Below are 6,836 nucleotides of genomic sequence, written 5' to 3' on the forward strand. Positions count from 1 at the left end.
TTTGAAGGTACACCGAAAGTTGGAAAGTCGAAAGACTTTCTTTTTTTATGCAATAAGAAATTTATATAACAGTATATAAATAGGTAATAAAATACAAAATTGTATATTTTGCTGAAAGTTAGATAAAAAGATATACAGAGAAATAAATAAAAGCAAGGATAGAAATTATGCAAAATGCCGGAGAATTTTTCTATCTTTGCTTTTATTTTGAAATATTTGCACGATAGTAGAAAAGATTAGCACGTTAGTATAAATGTAAAAAAATAGAATTGAAAAAATATGTACGATTGTAGTATTATTAAGTGGTAATATTTGTGCAATATGCATGAATACGAGCGGAAAGGAGATCAGTATGAAAAAGAGAAATTTAAAAGTTCTTAGTTTACTTTTAGTTGCCAGCATGACAGTGCCATCAGTAGCAGAATCAGCACAGTACTTTAATGTTCCTGCTATGGTACAGGCAGCGGAAGAAAATAATGCAAAAGCGGAAAAAGAAGCCGTTTTGGAAGACGGTGTGAACGACAAATGGACAGAAGAAAATAAAGTAGGAACAGATTCTGTTTGTGCAGTTGAAAATGGCTGGTTACATATAAAATCAGGAACAGGAAATGGAAATAACCCGGGAACCAAACCGGCAATGTTTGTAAACCCAACAACATTTGATTTCACAAAACCGGGATATGTTGAATTTACATTGAAATCAAACAATCAGAATACAAGTCAAAGTAATTCAGATAGATTTGGTATTTATTTAGGTTATAACACAGATGCTAATGGCATGTTTGTCGGATATGACAACGGTGGTTGGTTCTGGCAGAAATATAAAGATGGTGATGGAGCTTGGTATAGTCAGACAAGAAGACCTGCACCGGCACAAAATGCAGAAACAAAGGTTCGTGTTGAATGGACAGGAAATTACCAGATGACATTGAAAGTTAACGATGAAGCAGTATTTACTAACGAAGATTTCAATGGAATCAAAGATAGTCTGGGTAATAAAATTGCTATTAAAGCAGGAAGTTTTGGAACTAATGTAACAGATGTACTTTTGAAAGATATTCATTATACAGGACAGCAAGAAGCGAAAACTTATGACGTAACAGGTAAAGTTGTTGATGATAAAGGACAGGCTGTAGCAGAAGCAATAGTAAAAGTTGGTGAGCAGACTGTAAAAACAAACGATAAAGGTGAATATACTTTAAAACTGAAAAATGGTACATACACTGTTGAAGTTACAAAAGAAGGATTTGGAGTTGCGACAGGAAATGTTACGGTAAATGGTGCTGCAGCAACTGTTACAGACATTAAATTATCTCCTGAGGCAGAAGTAGAAACGCAGAAAATTTTTTCAGCAGATATGGATGTATTCGTAGCAAAGAAATTCCCAAGTGTTGTAAAATACGAGATGAAAGGGAAAAATCAAGGAAAAGTATTCTACGGACAGACTAAGGCAATTGATACAGTTAAAATCAATAATGTAGCAATTAAATTAGGAAAAGATGATGTAAAAGCCACATTTGATGATAATAAAGCAACATATGTGATGAAATTAAAAACTGCCGATGGAAAAATTGATGCAGAAATCACGGCAGAATTAAAAGTAAAGAAAAATGAATTACATTTTGATATTACAAAAGTGACAAATAATCTTTTAAAAGCAGGCGTTAAAGAAACAAAAGATAACGCAATTCAGACAATTGAAATTCCAAACCACAGTTTAGTTTCTGTAAGAAGTACACAGGAGGGCGCAAATTTAAAAGGTGCTTTAATGTCTTCTAACACAACAATCAGTGGTGACGAATATATAGAAGTAAATGCTAACACACCTGCAAAGAGCCAGGATTATATGTATGCATTTGTTTCTAACAACGAATTAAGTGCAGGTCTTTGGAGTAACTCTGAAAATGAAGGTAGTGCAAAAGCGGTAGGTGTTTCAGGCGGTAGTCACAATACAAGAGTACAGTCTGTTGCTGAAAAAGGAAACGGATATGTAACAATGGGACTTGGAAGTACAAAATGGTACTATCATAGAGCAGTAGAAAGTGCTCCTAAGAAAAATGAATCTGGAAGTCTTTATAAGAAACAATACGTTGTAGAAGAAACAGCAATGCCTTCTATGAAGGTAGCAATCACCGGAAATATAAATGGTGATGAAAATGTTGACTGGCAGGATGGTGCAGTTGCATTCAGAGAGATTATGCACAATCCTTACAAGAGTGAGGAAGTTCCTGAATTAGTTGCATGGCGTATTGCAATGAATTTCGGTGGACAGGCACAGAACCCATTCTTAACAACATTGGATAACGTAAAACGTGTAGCAATGCACACAGACGGTTTAGGACAGTCAGTACTTTTAAAAGGTTACGGAAGTGAAGGTCATGATTCAGGTCACCCTGATTACGCAGACATCGGAAAACGTATCGGTGGTGCAGAAGACATGAACACACTTATGGAAAAAGGTAAAAAATATGGTGCAAGATTCGGTATTCATGTAAATGCCGGAGAAATGTATCCGGAAGCAAAAGCATTTACAGATGATTCTGTAAGAAGATATGACAAAGATGCTGAAGACGGCAGTCATAAAAAAGGTGATTTACGTTACGGCTGGAACTGGTTAGATCAGGGTGTGGGACTTGACAGTGTGTACGACCTAGGTGAAGGACACAGAAGACAGCGTTTCAACGACTTAAATGAAAAAGTAGATAACATGGATTTCGTTTATGTAGACATCTGGGGAAATCAGACAGGTGGAAATGACGATTCATGGCAGACACGTAAATTATCAAAAGAAATCAATGACAATGGCTGGCGTATGGCAACAGAGTGGGGTTCAGCAAATGAGTACGACTCAACATTTCAACATTGGGCAACTGACTTAACATACGGTGGATATAAACTAAAAGGTGAAAACAGTGAAGTTATGCGTTTCCTTCGCAACCATCAGAAAGATTCATGGGTAGGTGATTATCCTTCATACAAAGGAGCTGCAATGGCACCACTTCTTGGTGGATATAACATGAAAGACTTTGAAGGCTGGCAGGGACGTAACGATTATGATGCATATATCCAAAACTTATATACACATGATTTAACAACGAAATTTATCCAGCACTTTGAAGTTGTGGATTGGGAGAATGGAAAAACATTTACAGACACTAATCCGGACGGACAATCTTATACTTGGACACCTGAAAAGAAAATCACATTAAAAGGTGATATGGGTACATTAGTTCTTGAAAGAAAATCTGATAATCCAAATGAAGCGGCTTATCGTGACAGAACAATGACATTAAATGATAAAGTAATTGCAACAGGTGCTGTTTCAAGAGGTGATAACGGACAAGGAGGAACAGAATCTTACTTAGTACCATGGAACTGGAATGCAGAAACAGGCGAAAAAGTATCCGAAGATAAAGAAAAAATGTATCACTGGAATACAAAAGGTGGAACAACTACTTGGGAACTTCAGGATAACTGGAAAAACTTAAAAGATGTAAAAGTTTATGAATTGACAGATTTAGGAAAAGTAAACGAAAAAACAGTTCCTGTAAAAGATGGAAGAATTACATTAGAAGCAGAAGCACAGACACCTTATGTTGTATGCAGAGGTAAAGAAGATAACTTAAAAATCACATGGAGTGAAGGAATGCACATTGTAGATGCGGGATTCAATACAGGTGATGCAGGTCTTACAAAATATTGGGAAAAAACAGGTGACGGCAAAGCAGTTATTGCTAAGAGTCAATATAGCAACCCAATGCTGAAATTAGACGGCAAAGTATCTATGACTCAGGAATTGACTGATTTAAAAGCAGGTCAGAAATATGCCGTATTAGTTGGTGTAGATAATAGAAGTAATGCAAAAGCAAGCATCACTGTAAAATCAGGTGATAAAGTATTAGATTCAAACTACACAACAAAATCTATTGCGAAGAACTATGTAAAAGCATATACACACAGTAATAAAAGTGCAACTGTTGACGGAACAAGTTACTTCCAGAATATGTATGTATACTTTACAGCGCCTGAAAGCGGTAAAGTGACATTAACTCTTTCAAAAGAAGAAGGGGAAGGAAGTGCATACTTTGATGATGTTCGTGTAACAGAAACAACTATGGATGTTTTGAAAAAAGATAAAGACGGAAATGTAGTTGGAATGAAACAGAACTTTGAAGATAACGTACAGGGTGTATATCCATTTGTTATCGGAGCAATCGAGGGTGTAGAAGATAACCGTACTCACCTTTCAGAATTACATGGTAAATATACTCAAGCAGGCTGGGATGTTAAGAAAATGGATGACGTTCTTACAAAGAACGATCCAAAATCTAACTGGTCAGTAAAAACAAACGGTCTTTGTCAGTCAGGTAACCTTGTAATGCAGACAATTCCTCAGAATTTCCGTTTTGAAGAAGGAAAGACATACAAAGTTTCATTTGATTATCAGTCAGGTTCAGACGGAATTTACGGAGTAGTTGTAGGTAACGGCGAAGTAAAAGGAAATGAAAAAGTAACTGAATTAGCAAAAGCAATGGGTTCTAAAGCAGAGAAAACGCATGAGTTTGAAATCACAGGTGCTACGGGCGGACAGACATGGTTCGGTATTTACTCAACAACAAAAGCACCAAATCTCATGGGAACAAGCGGAGCAGCAGCAAACTTCGGAGGATATCAGGACTTTGTATTAGATAACTTAAAAATCGAAGAAGTGAAAGCAGATGTGTCAAGAGCAGACTTAGAAGCGTTAGTAAAAGAGGCTGAACAACTTAAAGCAGAAGATCACTTATCGACAGATTGGAAAGTATTTGAAAATGCTTTAACAGATGCAAAAGTTGCATTAAATAAAGATAAAGAGTCACAGGAAGACATTGAAAATGCATATTACAAATTAAAAGGTGCTATGGAATCCTTAAAATATGCAGGCGGAACAGAGTCTGATTCTAGAGGAGATATTGCGGTAGATAAATATTCTGTAGAAGCAGGAAGTTTTGAACCGAACAATGCTTCTGAAGGTGATCCTAAATTAGCACAGGATAATAAAGCAGATACATTCTGGCATACAAATTGGAATGATGCTAATATTGATAATGCTTGGTATCAGTTTAACTTCAAAGGACCACAGACTGTAAATGGTATGAGATATCTTCCACGTCCGGGTGCAGCAAATGTAAATGGTAAATTGAAAAAAGTGGATGTACAGGTTAGTACAGATAATGCAAAAACATGGACAACAGTTAAAGATGATGTAGAAGTTTCTACAGATACAGTATGGCAGAAAATTAAATTTGATAAAGAGTATAAGAATGTCACAAATGTTAAATTAATTGCAGTGGAAACAGCAGGAAATACAGCAAATCAGTTTGCTGCAGCAGCAGAACTTCGTGTAACAACACCATATACACCTGAAAAACCGGTAGTAGATAAAACAGGTTTGAAAAATGCAATTGCTGAAGCGGAAAAACTTGTGAAAGAAAATTACACAGAAGAATCATGGAACAACATGATTGTATACTTAGATGCAGCAAAAGCAGTTTATGCTGATGCAGAAGCAACACAGTATGACGTATCTCTTGCTATTGCAAATCTTGGAGATGCAGTAAAAGATTTAGTTGCAGCAGAAAAACCGGATCCTGAAAAACCTGCAGATAAAGATGCTTTACAGGCTGCTGTAGATAACTATAGCAAATATAATAAAGCAGACTATACGGCAGATTCATGGAAGAAGTTTGAAGAAGCATTAAATAATGCAAAAGCAGTTCTTGCAGACAAAGATGCTACACAGGCAGAGGTTGATGGGGCATTAAGTTCATTAAATATTGCAGAAGACGGATTAGTTCTTGCTTCTAATGGAAATGGCGATAACAATGATGGCAACGGTAATGGCAATGATAACGGTAGTGGAAATGGTAGCGGAAGCGGCACAGATACACAGAAACCGGTAAAACCAAATAAACCAAACAAACCAAGTAATAAACCTGTAAAAACAGGAGATGAAGCGCCTGTTCTTCCATTAACAGCAACAGTTGCAGGATTAGGAGCAGCAATCGCACTTCTTTTCAAAAAAAGAAAATAAATAATTCCTAATAGGAAACAGAAAATTCAGCCTGATTATTCAGGCTGAATTTTTCGTTTGAAAACTTTTTTCCTATGGCCTATAATAAAAAGCATAAAGAATAATGAAAGTAGGGAGAAAAGGATGAATTACACAATTCGTAAAATCAATACAGAAAATGATATTGAAAAATGTGACTTATTTGAAATAAACAATTATCAATGGAACAACGTGTACACACCTAAGACATATGGATATGCAGGATATTTGGAGGGAAAAGGTCTTTATGTAAAATTTGTCTGCGAAGAGATAAATCCTAAAAGAGAATATGCAAAAGACCGTGACAGAGTGTGTGAAGACAGTGCTGTAGAAGTATTTTTTGCATTTCCGGAAAAAAATCAGGAGCTTTCCAATGACGTTATGTATATCAACTATGAGATGAATGCAAATGGCGCGCTTTACTGTAAATTTGGAAAAGGTCGTAAAGGAAGAGAGTTTATCTCAGAAGAAGTATGTGAAAAGAGTCATTGTCAGACAGTAGTGGAAGAAGATAAATGGACGCTTACGGTTACCATTCCGGAAGAATTTTTATGTGGACTTTGTGATTTTGATACTTTTATAAATGGGGCAGAGTTTTACAGCAATTTTTATAAAATTTCCGAAAGTCCTGAGATTGAACATTATGGAAGTTTTTCACGCATTAAAAGTGACACACCTAACTTTCATTTACCGGTTTGTTTTGCAAAAACAACTATTAAATAAAAAGGGGCTGTCGGGAAATAGA

2 protein-coding genes are annotated in these 6,836 nt (G+C 36.0%); both read left to right on the plus strand.

All coding sequences use genetic code 11. The annotated features are described in order from the left end of the window. The first annotated feature begins 352 nt into the window (after positions 1–352). A complete protein-coding gene (locus ACYPXO_RS10765) occupies positions 353–6,073 on the plus strand; it encodes an endo-alpha-N-acetylgalactosaminidase family protein (protein ID WP_459640573.1) in 5,721 nt (1,906 codons plus the stop codon). A gap of 123 nt (positions 6,074–6,196) precedes the next feature. Further along, the gene (locus ACYPXO_RS10770) at positions 6,197–6,814 is read left to right on the plus strand and encodes a carbohydrate-binding family 9-like protein (protein ID WP_459640574.1); all 618 of its coding nucleotides are present in this window, start codon (positions 6,197–6,199) and stop codon (positions 6,812–6,814) included. Positions 6,815–6,836 lie beyond the last annotated feature (22 nt).

Source organism: Faecalimonas canis (assembly GCF_054601575.1).

What these genes read in the sequence shown, in the direction of transcription:
- ACYPXO_RS10765 (WP_459640573.1), top strand. Translation starts at nt 353, where the DNA reads ATGAAAAAGAGAAATTTAAAAGTTCTTAGTTTACTTTTAGTTGCCAGC.
- ACYPXO_RS10770 (WP_459640574.1), top strand. Translation starts at nt 6,197, where the DNA reads ATGAATTACACAATTCGTAAAATCAATACAGAAAATGATATTGAAAAA.